Source organism: Nocardia sp. NPDC003183, from assembly GCF_053590715.1.
In genome coordinates, this window is sequence record NZ_JBSFTG010000005.1 from 243,925 (window position 1) to 259,160 (window position 15,236).

The following is a 15,236-nucleotide window of genomic DNA, read 5'->3' on the forward strand; positions in this document are numbered from 1 at the left end:
TTTATTCCGCAGCTATGACAATTCGCCTGGCTCGATAACGAGCCCACTGTCACACAAGCATTGTCCGAGCAGCACGCAGATCAGAAAGGGCGCTTGGATCGGATGACCGCCGCGAGGTATTCGTAGTCCGCGGCCCGCGCGGAAGACCCGCGATACGCGAGCCCGATCGTGCGACCGGGAGCGGGGGCCGTGAAGCGGGCGGTGCCCAGATTCGCGCGCGCGGTCTCGGCGGCCACGGCCATCTCCGGGATGAGCGTCACCCCGAGCCCGCCGGCCACACACTGCACGACCGTGGTCAGCGAGGCAGCACGGGTATCGCCGACCGTCCCGGGTTGCACGTCGGCCGAGCGGCACAGGTCCAGAGTCTGATCGCGCAGACAGTGACCCTCGTCGAGCAGCAACAGCGGCAGGTCGGCGAGCGCGGGCGCGGCCAGGTCGGTGCGGCCGGCCAGCTCGTGCCCGCGGGGCGTGACCAGCACGAATTCCTCGCTGTAGAGGGGGATCTCGACCAGGCCGTTGGCTTCGGTCGGCAGGGCGAGCACCGCCACGTCGAGCACACCGGTGCGCAACCCGTCCAGCAGCCGCGCGGTCTGGTCTTCCACCACCTGGGGTAGCACCCCGGGCAGTTTGCGGCGCAACTCGGGCAGCAGTCCGGGCAGCACGTACGGGGCGACGGTCGGAATGATGCCCACGCGCAGTGTGCCGCCGAGGGTGTCGCCGGTCGCCGAGGCGACGAATCGATCGGCGGCTTCCAGGGTCGCCATGGCCTGCGGCAGCAGTCGCATTCCGGCGGCGGTCACCAGCACGCGGCGGGTGCTGCGCTCGATCAGCTGGAGCCCGAGTCCGTTTTCCAGTGATGCCAGTGCCTGCGATAACGTGGGTTGACTCACAGTCAAACGCGCTGCGGCGGTGCCGAAATGCCGGTATTCGGCGACGGCCACGAACGCACGCAGCTGCGACAGGGTTGGCTGATAAGTCTGATCACTCACGCCTATCAGTGTACGACCAGCAATCGGCTTTACCTTTCAGTAGGCTGACATCAACCACACCACGAATGAGGAGACGAAGCATGGCTCTGCTGACCATCGGCGACCAGTTCCCGGCATACAACCTCAAGGCCGTCATCGGAGGCGACCTCTCCAAGGTCGACGCGCAGCAGCCCGACGATTACTTCACCCAGATCACCAGCGACGACCACGCCGGCAAGTGGCGCATCGTGTTCTTCTGGCCCAAGGACTTCACCTTCGTGTGCCCGACCGAGATCGCCGCGTTCGGCAAGCTGAACGAGGAGTTCGCCGATCGTGACGCGCAGGTGCTCGGCGCCTCGGTCGACAACGAGTTCGTGCACTTCCAGTGGCGCGCACAGCACGAGGATCTCAAGACCCTCCCCTTCCCGATCCTGTCGGACCTCAAGCGTGAACTGGCCACCGCCTCCGGCGTTCTCAACGCCGACGGCGTCGCCGATCGCGCCACCTTCATCGTCGACCCGAACAACGAGGTGCAGTTCGTCTCGGTGACCGCCGGTTCGGTCGGCCGCAACGTCGACGAGGTGCTGCGCGTGCTCGACGCCCTGCAGTCCGACGAGCTGTGCGCCTGCAACTGGAAGAAGGGCGACCCGACCATCAACGCGGGTGAGTTGCTCACCGCCAGCGTCTGAACCACTTCCCCACCGAAACACCCTGAAGGAGCCCCACTGTCATGAGCATCGAGAACCTGAAGAACTCTCTTCCCGAGTACGCCAAGGACCTCAAGCTCAATCTGTCCTCGCTGGCCCGCACCACGGTGCTCAACGAGCAGCAGCTGTGGGGCACCCTGCTCGCTTCGGCCGCCGCCACGCGCTCGGCGACCACCCTGCGTGAGGTCGCCGAAGAGGCTGCCGACGTGCTCTCGGCCGAGGCCTACGACGCCGCGCTGGGCGCCGCGTCGATCATGGGCATGAACAACGTGTTCTACCGCGGTAAGGCGTTCCTGGACGGTCGCTACGACGATCTGCGCGCGGGCCTGCGGATGAACATCATCGGCAACCCCGGCGTCGACAAGGCCGACTTCGAGCTGTGGTCGTTCGCGGTGTCCTCGATCAACGGCTGCGCGCACTGCCTCGAGGCGCACGAGAAGACGCTGCGCGAGGCCGGTGTGTCACGTGAGGTGATCTTCGAGTCACTGCGTGCGGCGGCGATCGTCGCCGGTGTCGGCCAGGCGGTCGCGTCCACCGAGGCGCTGGCTTCGGCTGCCGTCTGATTCGTCGGTTTCGCGCCTGCTTTCGAGGCCCGGCGGCCCCGATCCGGATTCCGGATCGGGGCCGCTGCCGTGCTGGGAGCGGACGTGTCTTGGCGGGCTCGCGGGTCGGTGGGCCTCGCACAGCGGCCCGGTAGGCTCGCGATCATGAACGCACATGATGTGCCCGATGCCCCGAACGTCCAGGTCGAGGTCGTCCGAGTGTTCACCGATCCGGCCGGAAACCTCGGCAACGCGCTCGGCATCGCCCGCGCGGGCGACGTCGTCGCCCTCGACAAGCAGGAACTGGCGGCACGGCTGGGGTTCAGCGAAACCACGGTCGTCTCCGATCCGGTCGACGGCATCGCCGACGTCCGCATCTACACCCCGGCCGTCGAGTTGCCCTTCGCCGGGCATCCCACCGTCGGCACCGCGTGGTGGCTCGACGTACAACGCACGCCGGTGCACACCTTGCGGGTGCCCGCGGGGCCCGTGGCCGTCAACCGAACCGACGGTCTGACCTGGATCACCGCGCGCGCCGAGTGGGCACCGAAGTTCGCCTTCCAGCAACTGGATTCGGTGCAGGAGCTGGCAGCCTTGGCCCCCGTCGACTTCACCGACGGCCAGCATTTCTTCTGGGCCTGGACCGACGAGTCACGTGGCGCGCTGCGCGCCAGGATGTTCGCGCCCGCCATGGGCATCGCCGAGGACGAGGCGACCGGGGCGGCGGCGGTCGCACTCACCGCCCAGTTGCGCCGCGGGCTGATCATCACCCAGGGGCAGGGCTCACAGCTCTACACCGAGTGGGACTCCGACGGGTGGGTTCGCCTCGGCGGACGGGTCGCCGAAGACCACGTGGTGGTGCTCTAACTCTCCGGTTGACCGCCGAAGCGGCGCAACCAGGGCGGTCTGGCCACCCACTGGCCGCGTCGCTGTGGCGCGGCGCCCAGGTCGGCGAGGATGCGGGTTTCGAGCGCACGGGGCGGGGTCTGCTGGTCGTCGGCGGCCAGCAGCGCGAGCACTTCGTGCACACCGCGCACGCGGGTGGCGAACTGCGACAGACTGTTCGGGGTGGTGGCGGTGAGCCTGTTCTCGATGTGGTGGTGTTCGAGTTCGGCGACCGCGTCGAGCGCGTAGGCGTCGGCCAGGGACAGGACCGAGCCGGGCGGGCACCACGACTGCCTGGCCGTCCACCGGGGGATCCGCTGTTCGGCGAGCCGTTCGATGCCCTCGCCCAGCAGCCTCGTCACCATCGGTACCCGCAGGCCCAGTTCACGGCCGATGGCGCGGTAGGTGCGGCCGCCGTAGTAGGCGAGGACGAAGATCTCGCAGTGGCTGTCGAGGGGGTCGTCGAACCCGAGTCTGGCCGCGGCCGCCAGCCACGGCATGTCGTCGCCGCCGCGGCGGTCCAGACGCGCGCGCTGAACCGCGAGACGATGGATCTGGGCCAGCAGCCAGGATTGGTCGGGGGTGAAGGCCGGGCCGTCGTGGGCGATCCGGGAGGGCGCGCCGAAACGATCCGTCCCGAGACATTCGGTGTCGATGCCGACCGCGCCCGACCGATCGACATCGATGTGGCCGAAGGCGTGGTCGGCGTTCAGACGGTCGGTACCGGTGTTGCCCGGCTCGGTGACCTCGGATGGGTGGTCCGCGTGGGCGCCGGGCAGACCATGTACTGCGTCGTCTGTGCCCTCGTAACGTCGGTCCGGGTGGTCGGTGCCGAGGCGATCCGGGGTCTCGGAGCGAGAGCCTGCCTCGGTGCTCGCGCGGTCGGGCAGGCGGGAACCCTCGTGGGAGTAGACGGCGCCGCGACCGAAGGCGACATCCATCGCACCGTAGGTGTGGGGGGCCAGGTCTGATCGTTGTTCGGTCGCGACGAACGCCGAACGCCCCCACGGTGTCCCGAGGTCCGGCCCGGGACGCGACAGCGGAGCTGGCTCGGTGTGGTCGTCCCCGGATTCCGCGGCGGGGAAATCGGGTTCCCGGCCGGCGTCGTCCTCGTCGGCGATCCACTGCGCCGATCTCGCCCGTCGATAGCCTTCGCGGACCACATCTTCGGCGGCACCGCGGCGGTGCAGCACCCGCAGGGCCAGCCCGAACGCGGCGGCGCCGGTGGCGCGGTAGAGCGCGCGCATCTCCTCGCGATCGTCGGCACCGGCCACGATCGGGGGTATCCGCGGACCGGCGCCGCGCGACCCCGGCGGCGGTTGGGGACCGCGCTGCCCACTCATCGTCGAATTCCTGCCCGCACTAAGGCAATTCGCAGCGCGAGCGGTTGTGGATCGGTATTCACCGGCCGATCGCGGCGATCAGCATGAACGCGGTCCCGATGTCCATCACCACATGGGGCACCAGCGCCGAGGTCAGCGGGTGGGAACCGGCGGGATGAACGACGCGGTGCCAGCGTGACCGGTGACCGGCCGTACCGAGGACGAGCAGCGCATCGAGGCCGAACAGCACCGCCAGCCCGACGGCGGGCCAGCGCGCCCCACCGGGGTCGTGCACGGCCCCGTGCCCGGCCATCGCGTACAGCATCGCCGCAGCCGCGAGGGTGTGATAGCCCAGCGCCAACACACCGTCGGGTGCCGAACCGGTGCGCCACTCCATGACACGTTCGGCGAGCAGGATCGCGAACGCCACGGTGAGGGCGGTGAGTATCGCGCGCATCGCGTGCGGGTCGGTCGCGGCGGGGAACACCAGCATGGCCAACATCACCAGGCACATGAGCAGGTGCGCGCTGTCGGAGGCGGTATCGATCCGGTGCGCCGACCGGGTTCGCCCGGTCAGCCGGGTCGCCACGATCAGCGATGCCAGGACGAACGCGGCGACCACCGGCCACCGCACGAACGCATACTGCTGCACGAAATCGGCCACACCCCACCACTTTCGAGTCGACACCCGCGTCACCATGCTCGCACCCGTGCTGGTGCCCCGGGGCGTTTTCCGCGGTCGGGGCGCGCCTCGTCCAGATGCCTCGTGGAAGCGGACACCACCGCGAGGCCCTCGCGCCGTGCCCTCGGCACCGCTCGCTCAGCACGGCGAGCTCACTGCCACCGTGGCCGACCCGGATCGATGGGCCGCGGCATCGATCGGCAAACTGGACCTATGACCGATAACCCGACTGCTGCGGTCGACCAGCTTCGCGTGGTGGCCGATGATCTCACCGGCACGGAAATCCGGGGCCTGCTGGCCGCCCACCACGCGGAAATGGCGGACACCACCCCCGCCTGCAGCATGCACGCCCTCGACCTCGCCGCCCTGCGCGATCCCGCGGTCACGGTGTGGAGCGCATGGTCCGGCGAGGACCTCGTCGGGTGCGGCGCGCTGAAGGAACTCGACGCCGAGCACGCCGAGATCAAGTCCATGCGCACCGCCGACGGGCATACCGGCCGCGGTGTGGCCGCCGCCGTGCTCGCCCACTTGGTCGCGGTGAGCCGAGAACGCGGGTACCGGCGGCTGAGCCTGGAAACCGGCGCCGAGGACTTCTTCGCCCCGGCCCGCCGCCTGTATCTGCGCCACGGGTTCGCTGAATGCGGCCCGTTCGGCAGCTACTCGATCGACCCGCTGAGCCGCTTCTTCACCCTGCGGCTCGATCCTCGCTGATCCCGGATCGGCGTCGGCTACGCCACGCTGTCGGCTCAGCGCAGGCGGAAGACCGGGCCCCGGGGGGCGAACGGTAGGCAAGCGCCCGCGGGGACGAGGAACGCATGTTCGCGGCGGATCCGTACCGCGTCGCACTGCCCGTCGGTGATCACCAGAATCGGGCCGTCGACCGGGAAGTCCTCGGCTCGTTCGAGCAGGCGGATGCCGGGCTGCAGGATCGTGCCGCCGCGACCGCGCACCCGCACGCCCGCGGCGATCTCCTCCACCGGCAGGTAGCCCGCGTCGTAGGCGGCCGCATCGCAGTAGACGACTCTGGCTCGCGGCACGTCTCGGGCCAGCGCGTAGGACGCGATCGCGCCGAGCCCTTTGCCGAGCAGGGTTACGTCCATCGAACCCGACGTATCGAGGACTACCCCGAAGGTCGGCAACCGCACGTTCTCCTCGGGGCGCACCCACGCCGGTCGCGGGATGCCGGGTGTCGAGGCCTGTCGGCGCGAGGCGCGAGCATAACTGCGCCGCTTGTCGATGGTGGGAACGTGTTCGTCGAACCACTGGGCCAGCTGCGCATCCCACGGCAGCGGTGGCTGGTCGAGCGCGCGAATCGCCTGTTCCAGCGCGGCCGGGACATATCCGCGGCCACTGCCGGTGTGGTACGCCAACCCCGTCATCAGCGCGCTGCGGTAGTACTCGTCGAGGTCGACGTAACGGCCCGCGCTGCCGGGGTGGGCCAGCGGTTCACCGAGGACATCGCCGAGGCCACGTCCGCGCAGGGTGGCGAGTTTGCGGAGCCTGCGCAGGTCGACGGCGATCCGGTCGTAGATCTCCTCGGCGGAACAGCCTTTCAGCGCCGGGTCGTAGAGCAGACCCTCCGGCATCTGACCGACATTCATCTCGACCAGCCAGCCGTTGACCACATAGTCGCAGGCGATATTGAACAGGTAGTGGTCGCGCCAGTCGGCGCGTTCGCCGTGACGCAGTGCGGCATGCAGCATTTCGTGGGCGAGCACGAACCGCCACTGCTCCTCACCGAATCCGATCAGCGGGTTGACGTAGATCTCGGCGGCTTCGGCATTCACCGCGGCGATCGAAATATTCCAGCTGCGTGCCAGTTCCGCGTCGGCGACGACGGTCATGCCCGCGGCGAGGGCCCCGAGCAACGGAAACGACGATACGAACCAACCGAGCGCGCTGTCCCACGGGGTGCGGTGGCGCAGTACGCCGTCGGCGGTGCGCTCGCCGCCCGCGGTGGCCAGCGCCGCACGGGCGGCGGCCGCGATACCCCGCGCGAACCGGGCGGGGTTGTCGACGCGTTTCGCGGTCTCGGCCGAGGTGAGCAGGAAGTCGGCGAACCCGGTGCGCGCGAAGGCATCCGGCACTGCCGTATCGCGCCACCGGGCTGCGGCAGCGTGCTCGTCGGCCAACTCGGGCGTCGGCGGGATGTCGGTGGGGCGGGTGCCGATCTTCATCGTCGTCAGGTAGGTGTCGACGGCGGCACAGCACGCCGCGCGGTAGGCCGGATGCGGTGCGCGCACGTCGCGCCGGCCCTCGGGGTCTCCCGGATCGAGGCCGGTGATGTTGGCGGGCACCGTGTTTCGCGGATCGAGGTGACCGAATCCGGCGTGGAGCAGGCAATGCGCGAACACCCATGCCCATTCCTGTGCGGTGGCCCGGCGTTTCGGGTGATAGCCCACGTAGCTGCCGCTCAGCCGCGCCCACACCGCACGAGGAGTCCGCTCGTCGAGGCGGTACAGCTGGGTGGCCAGTGGCCGCAACGCCGGGTGGGCGCACGCCGCCTTCCAGCCGTCGTCGACCGCCTGCTGCCACGGATCCGCGACCGTGCGCCGCTTGCGTGCCATGCTCAGCGCCGCGCGGCCAGGCGCGGCAGATCCCGCGACACCTCGATGAGGAACCACGACGGCAGTACCGGCATGCCCTCGGCATCGGAGGCGATCACCAGTTGCGCGCACTCCACCGAGATCTCGGCGAGTTCCACCAGCAGCGACTTGGCGCGCATCACGAAGCGCTGCACCGTCGGCGAGGTGTGCGCGCGGTCGCCGGGGAGATCTTTGATCAACCGGACGCGCATCGTCTCGGACAGGAAATAGAGCAGGTCACGGTCGGCCGGGTCACGCGGCCACCCGGCGTCGCCCTTGAGCACCGCGTCCAGGTCGTAGGCGTGGCGGATCGTTTTCACGAAGGCGCGGAAACCGGAACTGTGGCCGAGGGTGAGCGTGCCCGCGGCGAGGACCTGCAGGGTCGTGTCGTCGATGTCGTCGCCGCGGGAGTGCAGGGCGTCGGAGAGCATGTGCCAGCCGCGCGGCGTGGAGAAAGGTGCCTCAGTTTTGGGCGGCGCCGACCACAGGTGATCGGGGCGCTGGGTGAGGTAGCGGATGATCCAGGGGTGAATGTCGTGGGTGGTGGCCCACTGCAGCCAGTCGTCGACATCGGCGCGCAGGTGCAGGTGCACCATCCGGTTGACCAGTGCCGAGGCCATCGGCCGGGCGAGCGCGTTGTCGGTGGCGCGATTGCCCGCGCCGATCACCACCGAACCGGCGGGCAATTCGTAGGTCCCGATCCGGCGGTCCAGGATCAGCGAGTAGAACGACTTCTGCACTTCCGGTGAGGCGGCGTTGAGTTCGTCGAGGAACAGGCAGTAGGGCTCCGGTCGCGCGATCAGCTCCGGCGGTGCGAAGCGGCTGCGATCATCGACGATCTGCGGGACACCGATCAGGTCTTCGGGGGCGAGCTGGGTGCCGAGGAGCGTGACGCACTCCAGGCCGAGCGAATCGGCGAAGGTCCGCACGAGCGAGCTCTTACCGATTCCCGGCGCACCCCACAGGAACACCGGCCGCACCACCGCGACATGCAGCAGCAATTCCGGTAGTTGGTCCGGTGTCACGGTCACCGATGCTTGCACGCAGGTCCTCCCCTGTTCGATCAGAACAGAGCAGGCTAGCCCGGACGACTCCGGGCCCGCCAGCGAGTTTCGCCGACGGGCCCGGTGTCGATCGACTCCCGAATCAGCCCAGGGCGCGGGCGAATCCGTCGGCGAGCTCGGCGACCTGGGCGTCGGTCATGACGAACGACGGCGAGATCTGCATGGCACCCGCACCGGCGGCGCGGCCCGAGATGCCGTGTTCGCGCAGGGTTTTCACCAGGGCGGGGCCCTCGGACGGGTCGGCGAGCTGCACGGCCGCCACCGCGCCGAGTCCGCTGCGGACCTCAGCGACGCGGGGGTGGTCGGCCAACGGCGCCAACGCGGTGTGGAGGGTGGATTCGAGGCGGGCGGCTTCCTCCAGGAGGCCCTCGCGTTCGACGATGGCGAGGTTGGCCAGGGCCGCGGCGGCCGCGCCGGCGTGGCCGCCGTAGGTGTAGCCGTGGCGGAACCAGGTGCCGCCGGCGAAGAAGGGCTCGGCCAGGTGGGGAGCGATGAAGACCGCACCCATCGGGAGGTAGCCGGAGGTGAGGCCCTTGGCGGTGGTCATCAGATCGGGCTGCAGGTCGAAGCGGGTGGAGGCGAACCAGGAACCGCCGATGCGGCCGAAACCGGTGACGACCTCGTCGGCGACGAACAGGATGTCGTGGTCACGGCAGATCTGGCGGACCTCGGCCAGGTAGCCCTGCGGCGGCGGGTACACCCCGCCCGCGCCGATGATCGGTTCGCAGAAGAACGCGGCGATCCGCTCGGCGCCGACCTCTTCGATCAGGGCGAGCAGCGATTTCGCGTCGTTCCATTCGACGGTGCGGGTGTCGTCCACCAGCACGCCGTAGCCCTCCTTGTTCGGCGCCAGACCGCCGAGCGCGGTGCTCGCGTAATGCATGCCGTGATAGGCCAGACGCCGCCCGACCAGGATTTTCTTGTCGGTGCGGCCCTGCTCGTGCCAGTAGCGGCGGGCCAGTTTCGCCGCGGTCTCCACCGAGTCGGAGCCGCCGGAGGTGAAGAAGATCTTGCTGCCGGGAACAGGGGCGATCGACGAGAGTTTCTCGGCGAGTTCCTGGGTGGGCGCTTCGGTGATGTCGCCGAAGTTGGAGTAGTGCGCGATGGTGCGCAACTGGTCGGCGACGGCGTCGGCGATCTCGCCACGGCCGTGTCCGACGTTGGCGAACCACAGCCCGGCGGTGGCGTCGAGGTACCGCTTGCCCGCGGTGTCGAAGACGTAGGCGCCCTCGCCGCGAGCGATAACGAACGCACCGTCACGATCGACGGCACCCATATCGGCGAATCCATGCCAGAGCGCATTCATGGCTCCACATTTACCCCACTGCGCCGACAGGCGCGCACCTGGCCCGCCGCCGGGTCAGCCTGCTGACTTGCGTTCGCGCCACCGAGCGGGCAGATCTCCCAAGCCGGCCATCGCGACCGCGAGCACGACGAACACCACCAGCAACACCACCAACCCGATCGTCAGCGACACGTATCCCTGCGTCCGTGGGTCGATGAACGGGTAGGGGTACCAGTCGACGATCGGGCCGCGGATCAGGCTGTAGACGCCGTAGGCGACCGGGAAGATCAGCCACAGGCCGATCAGTTCGAGGCTGGGGCGCAAGCGTTGCGCCATCGCGACGAACAGCCAGTCCAGCAGCAGGACCAGCGGCACGATGCGATGCAGGACATCGTTGATCCACTTGTCGGTGAGCATCACGTCGACATCGGCCAGCAGAACCGCGTAGACGACCATCGTGATGAGCATGTACAGGGTGACCGCGCCGCGAAATATCTGCCAGCGCGGGCTCTGCGGCGCTGTCAGGCCACCGACGAGCAGCACGATCACGGCCAAGATGTTGGACTCGATGGTGAAGTAGCTCAGATAGTTCGTGAGCGAGAACGTCGCCGAGTCGAGGTTCCGCACCGGGATCCAGACCAGGGCGAGGATTCCGAGCAGCCCGAAACCGAGCCGACAGGCCCTGATCCACCACGCCGTTCGCACCGAAACGCTCATGCTGTGCCCCTTTCGCATGGTCGGGCGGCCCGCCTGGCAACCCGAGGTGCCCGCTGACCGCTCATGCCCGGATCCTCGCATGACGGACCCCCGCTGACCGGGAGTTCGTGTGCGCACGGTCATCGCGTCGCGCGGTGCCGACCGGACGCGCGGACGGTGACGGGCGGGTGCCGTGGTGTGTCGTTGGTCTCCGCGACGGCGCGAGCGGGCGACGCGCGGGAAAACCGGTGGCGGGCTTCGCTAGGCTGGTAGGCGCAATGACCAGGACAGCTAGCACCGGAACCCGCGCGCTGCGCACCCGCCTGGCGGAGGTCTCGCTGCGCGATGAACATCGGCTCCGGCGCAAGCTCGACCGTGCGCGCCCCGACGACCTGCCCACCGTCGAGGCCGAGATCGCCACCGCCGAGACCCGCGTGGCCAATCGCCGCGCGGCGCTTCCGCAGATCACCTACCCCGAACAACTGCCGGTTTCCGCGCGCCGCGACGACATCGCCGCCGCCATCGCCGCCAACCAGGTCGTGATCGTGGCCGGTGAGACGGGCTCGGGCAAGACCACCCAGATCCCGAAGATCTGCCTCGAACTCGGTCGCGGAATCCGCGGCACCATCGGTCACACCCAGCCGCGCAGGCTCGCCGCGCGCACCGTGGCCGAACGCATCGCCGAGGAACTGGGCACCGAACTCGGCGACGTGGTCGGCTATACCGTCCGCTTCACCGATCAGGCCTCGGATCGCACGCTGGTCAAACTCATGACCGACGGCATCCTGCTCGCCGAGATCCAGCGCGACCGGATGCTGCGCCGCTACGACACGATCATCATCGACGAGGCCCACGAACGCAGCCTCAATATCGACTTCCTGCTCGGGTATCTGAAGCAGCTGCTGCCGCAGCGGCCCGATCTCAAGGTGATCATCACCTCGGCGACGATCGATCCCGAACTGTTCGCCCGCCATTTCGCCGACGCGCACGGCACACCCGCGCCGATCGTGGAAGTGTCGGGCAGGTCGTATCCGGTGGAGTTGCGGTACCGGCCGCTGTCGCTGGAACTGCCCGGCTCCGACGACGACGACGAGGACACCCGGGTCGTCGACCGCGACCCCACCGACGCCATCGCCGACGGGGTCGTGGAACTGTTCGCCGAGGGCGACGGTGATGTGCTGGTATTCCTGTCGGGCGAACGCGAGATCCGCGACACCGCCGACGCTTTGCGCGACCTGAAACTCCCCCGCACCGAGATCGTGCCGCTGTACGCGCGCCTGTCGGCCGCCGAGCAGCACAAGGTGTTCGCCCCGCACACCGGTCGCCGGGTGGTGCTGGCCACCAATGTCGCCGAGACCTCGCTGACCGTGCCCGGTATCCGCTACGTGATCGACCCCGGCACCGCGCGCATCTCGCGCTATTCGATGCGGACGAAGGTGCAGCGCCTGCCGATCGAAGAGGTCTCGCAGGCCTCGGCGCGGCAGCGATCGGGTCGCTGTGGGCGCGTGGCGGACGGCATCTGTATCCGGCTGTATTCCGAGGACGATTTCGAGGCCCGGCCCGCGTTCACCGAGCCGGAGATCCTGCGCACCAACCTCGCCGCGGTCATCCTGCAGATGACGGCGCTGGGGCTGGGCGATATCGAGAGTTTCCCGTTCGTGGAAGCCCCCGACCGCCGGGCCATCCGCGACGGTATCGCCCTGCTCGAAGAACTGGGCGCACTGGCGCACGGCAGCACGAAATCTGTTGACGGCGAAGCTGATTCGGGTAAGCATCTGACACTCACGCCGATCGGGCGGGAGATGGCGCAGCTGCCGGTGGATCCGCGGATGGCGCGCATGCTCGTCGAGGCCCAGCGCAACGGGTGCCTCGACGAGGTGCTGATCATCGTCGCGGCGCTGTCGATCCAGGATGTGCGCGAACGACCCGTCGAGCACCAGCAGGCGGCCGACACCCAGCACGCGCGCTTCGTCGTCGAGGGCTCGGACTTCCTGGCCTACCTGCGGCTGTGGGACTACCTCACCGAGCAGCGCAAATCGCTGTCGTCCAACCAGTTCCGGCGGATGTGCCGCGACGAGTTCCTGCACTACCTGCGCATCAGGGAGTGGCAGGACCTGCACGGCCAGTTGCGCACCATCGCCCGCGGGATGGGCTGGAACGACGCGGGCACGAGCCGAGGACCGACGGACTCCCGCACCACTGCGGGCGGTGCCGACGGCTCCGAGGGCAGTCGCGGACGCCGTGGCCGCGGACGCGGGAACAGCCAACGCGCGGTGGCAGAGCCGAGCGCCGGTGCGGCCGAAACGAACGCCACCGCCGGTCGGGCCGATACCAAGGGCACCGATTCGCGACAGGCAGGTGGACGGTCTCGGCGCGGCGGTGGCACTGCCACGCGTGGGCAGCAATCCGGTGGCGGGTCCTCGGATTCGGCCGACGACGCGATGCCGTGGCCCAGCGCACAGATCCACCAGTCGCTGCTGGCGGGCATGCTCTCGCACATCGGCGTGCGCGAGGCGGAATCGCGCGAGTTCCTCGGGGCCCGCAATGCGAAGTTCATGATCTTCCCCGGGTCGTCGCTGGCCAAGAAGGCGCCGCGCTGGGTGATGGCGGCCGAACTGGTGGAGACCTCGCGGCTGTGGGGGCGGATCGCGGCGAAAGTGGAGCCGGAGTGGGCCGAACGGCTCGCCGGTGATCTGGTGAAACGTACCTACTCCGAACCGCATTGGTCGGCCAAGCGCGGATCGGCGCGTGCCTACGAACGCGCGACACTGTACGGCGTGCCGTTGGTGACCGGACGTCCCGTCGACTTCGGGCGCATCGACCCGGAACTGTCGCGCGAACTGTTCCTGCGCCATGCCCTGGTGCAGGGCGAATGGCAGACACGGCACGGGTTCTTCGCCCGCAATCGCGCCCTGATCGACGATGTGGCCGACCTCGAACATCGGGCACGGCGCCGCGACCTCCTCGTCGACGACGAAGTGCTGTTCGAGTTCTACGACAAGCGCGTCCCCGCCGATGTCGTGTCGGTGCGCCATTTCGACAGCTGGTGGCGCAAGGCCGAGCGCGATGACCCCGCACTGCTGGACTTCTCGACCGACACCGTGGTCAATGCCGGTGTCGCCACCCTGGACCCGACCGATTTCCCCGACGCCTGGCGCCAGGGTGAACTCAGCTTCCCGCTCACCTACCAGTTCGAGCCGGGCCAGGACGACGACGGCGTCACCGCGCGGATCCCGGTGGAACAGCTCGCGCACGTGCGGGCGGTCGGCTTCGACTGGCTGGTGCCCGGTATGCGTGAGGAGCTGGCCGCCGCGTTCATCAAAACGCTGCCGAAAACGTTGCGGCGCGCGGTCGTTCCCGCGCCGGACTTCGCGTCGGCGGCCCTGCGCGGGCTGACACCGCGCGCCGAACCGCTGCGCACCGGGCTCGCACGGGAACTGTCCCGGCTGGGTGCGGTCACCATCACCACCGACGACCTCTCCCCCACCGCACTGCCCGATCACCTGCGGATGACCTTCGCCGCGGTCGATCTGAGCGGCAAGGTACTGGCCAAGAACAAGAGCCTGCAACAGCTCAAAGCGACACTGGCCGATCAGGTTTCGGCGTCGGTCGCGCGGGCGACCGCCGGTGCCGAGCGTGCGCCCGCGACAGTGTGGACCTCGGAGTCGCTCGGTTCGGTCGCGCCGACCGTGAGCCGCGAAGTCGCCGGCCAGACCGTGACCGGGTACCCGGCACTGGTGCCCGAGGGCGAGGGCGTCGCGGTGCGTGTCCTGAGCTCGCCCGGCGAACAGGCAGCCGCGATGCGAGCGGGCGTACGCACCCTGCTGCTCGCCGCGATCCCCACCTCGACGCGGGCGGTCACCGCCGGGCTGCCCGCCCGCGATCGGCTGGCGCTGAGCCAGAACCCCGACGGTTCCCTGGACAAGCTGGTCGAGGACTGCCGGATCGCCGCTGCCGACGAACTGATCGCCAAGGCAGGCGGCCCGGTGCGCTCGCCGGAGGAGTTCGACAAACTGGTGGCCGCCGTCCGTCCGCAACTGTCCGCGGCGGTCGTCGCGCTGATCCGTACTGTCGTGCCCGTCCTGGCCGCCGCTCAGCAGGCGCGTGCCGCGCTGGCCGACACCCTCGAAGCCGATATCGCCGGCGACGTGCGTCAGCAGCTCGACGACCTTCTGTTCCCCGGCTTCGTCGCCGAGTGGGGCCGGGTGCGGCTGCGCGAACTCCCGCGCTACCTCCTCGCGGCGGCCCAGCGCCTGGAGTCACTGCCGGGTTCGGCGGTGCGCGACCGGCAGGCGATGGTCGAGGTGGACCGGATGCTCGCCGCCTACGACAAGCTCGTCGCCGCGCTGCCCCCGGCGCGCAAGAACGCGCGCGACGTCACCGAGATCTGGTGGATGATCGAGGAACTGCGAGTCAGCCTGTTCGCCCAGAAGCTGGGTACGCCGTATCCGGTGTCGGCCAAACGCATCGAGAAGGCGATCACCTCGATCTGGCGCTGAG

Annotated in this window: 12 protein-coding genes; 5 read left to right on the forward strand and 7 right to left on the reverse strand. The window is 69.2% G+C overall.

All coding sequences use genetic code 11. From position 1 onward, the window contains the following. Positions 1-80 precede the first annotated feature (80 nt). Positions 81-989: a hydrogen peroxide-inducible genes activator gene (locus ACWDXS_RS19390; RefSeq protein WP_378988582.1), complete on the reverse strand. Its 909-nt coding sequence runs from the start codon at positions 987-989 to the stop codon at positions 81-83. An 80-nt stretch (positions 990-1,069) separates the two neighbouring features. Between ACWDXS_RS19390 and ACWDXS_RS19395 the strand changes: the two genes are divergently transcribed. The 3 genes from ACWDXS_RS19395 (at position 1,070) to ACWDXS_RS19405 (ending at position 3,084) form a co-directional block, all read left to right on the forward strand. Next, positions 1,070-1,657: a peroxiredoxin gene (locus ACWDXS_RS19395; RefSeq protein ID WP_378988580.1), complete on the forward strand. Its 588-nt coding sequence runs from the start codon at positions 1,070-1,072 to the stop codon at positions 1,655-1,657. A gap of 41 nt (positions 1,658-1,698) precedes the next feature. Then, complete coding sequence (locus ACWDXS_RS19400; RefSeq protein WP_378626640.1) at positions 1,699-2,238, forward strand: carboxymuconolactone decarboxylase family protein; 540 nt, start codon at positions 1,699-1,701, stop codon at positions 2,236-2,238. A gap of 144 nt (positions 2,239-2,382) precedes the next feature. Continuing rightward, positions 2,383-3,084 carry a PhzF family phenazine biosynthesis protein gene (locus ACWDXS_RS19405; RefSeq protein WP_449967383.1) on the forward strand — a complete coding sequence of 234 codons (702 nt, stop codon included), beginning with the start codon at positions 2,383-2,385 and terminating at the stop codon, positions 3,082-3,084. Here ACWDXS_RS19405 and ACWDXS_RS19410 read toward each other — a convergent pair. Then, positions 3,081-4,445, reverse strand: a complete 1,365-nt coding sequence (locus tag ACWDXS_RS19410; protein ID WP_449967386.1) for an RskA family anti-sigma factor — start codon at positions 4,443-4,445, stop codon at positions 3,081-3,083. The genes ACWDXS_RS19405 and ACWDXS_RS19410 overlap by 4 nt on opposite strands. Before the next feature lie 58 nt (positions 4,446-4,503). After that, complete coding sequence (locus tag ACWDXS_RS19415; protein WP_378988574.1) at positions 4,504-5,112, reverse strand: DUF5134 domain-containing protein; 609 nt, start codon at positions 5,110-5,112, stop codon at positions 4,504-4,506. 207 nt (positions 5,113-5,319) lie between these two features. Here ACWDXS_RS19415 and ACWDXS_RS19420 point away from each other — a divergent pair, with 207 nt between their 5' ends. Next, the gene (locus ACWDXS_RS19420; RefSeq protein WP_449967389.1) at positions 5,320-5,817 is read left to right on the forward strand and encodes a GNAT family N-acetyltransferase; all 498 of its coding nucleotides are present in this window, start codon (positions 5,320-5,322) and stop codon (positions 5,815-5,817) included. Positions 5,818-5,852: 35 nt separating this feature from the next. Here the strand turns inward: ACWDXS_RS19420 and ACWDXS_RS19425 are convergent, their stop codons facing one another. The 4 genes from ACWDXS_RS19425 to ACWDXS_RS19440 form a co-directional block, all read right to left on the reverse strand. Continuing rightward, entirely contained in the window at positions 5,853-7,673 is a 1,821-nt protein-coding gene (locus tag ACWDXS_RS19425) for a vWA domain-containing protein (RefSeq protein ID WP_449967392.1), read from the reverse strand. A gap of 2 nt (positions 7,674-7,675) precedes the next feature. After that, the gene (locus ACWDXS_RS19430) at positions 7,676-8,734 is read right to left on the reverse strand and encodes an AAA family ATPase (RefSeq protein ID WP_449967395.1); all 1,059 of its coding nucleotides are present in this window, start codon (positions 8,732-8,734) and stop codon (positions 7,676-7,678) included. 103 nt (positions 8,735-8,837) lie between these two features. Further along, a complete protein-coding gene (locus tag ACWDXS_RS19435; protein WP_378988566.1) occupies positions 8,838-10,061 on the reverse strand; it encodes an aminotransferase family protein in 1,224 nt (407 codons plus the stop codon). 54 nt (positions 10,062-10,115) lie between these two features. Next, the gene (locus ACWDXS_RS19440) at positions 10,116-10,757 is read right to left on the reverse strand and encodes a Pr6Pr family membrane protein (protein WP_449967398.1); all 642 of its coding nucleotides are present in this window, start codon (positions 10,755-10,757) and stop codon (positions 10,116-10,118) included. A 257-nt stretch (positions 10,758-11,014) separates the two neighbouring features. On the opposite strand from ACWDXS_RS19440, the gene hrpA reads away from it, so the two are divergent. Then, on the forward strand, positions 11,015-15,235 hold the full coding sequence (gene hrpA, locus ACWDXS_RS19445) for an ATP-dependent RNA helicase HrpA (RefSeq protein ID WP_449967401.1): 4,221 nt from the start codon (positions 11,015-11,017) through the stop codon (positions 15,233-15,235). Position 15,236 lies beyond the last annotated feature (1 nt).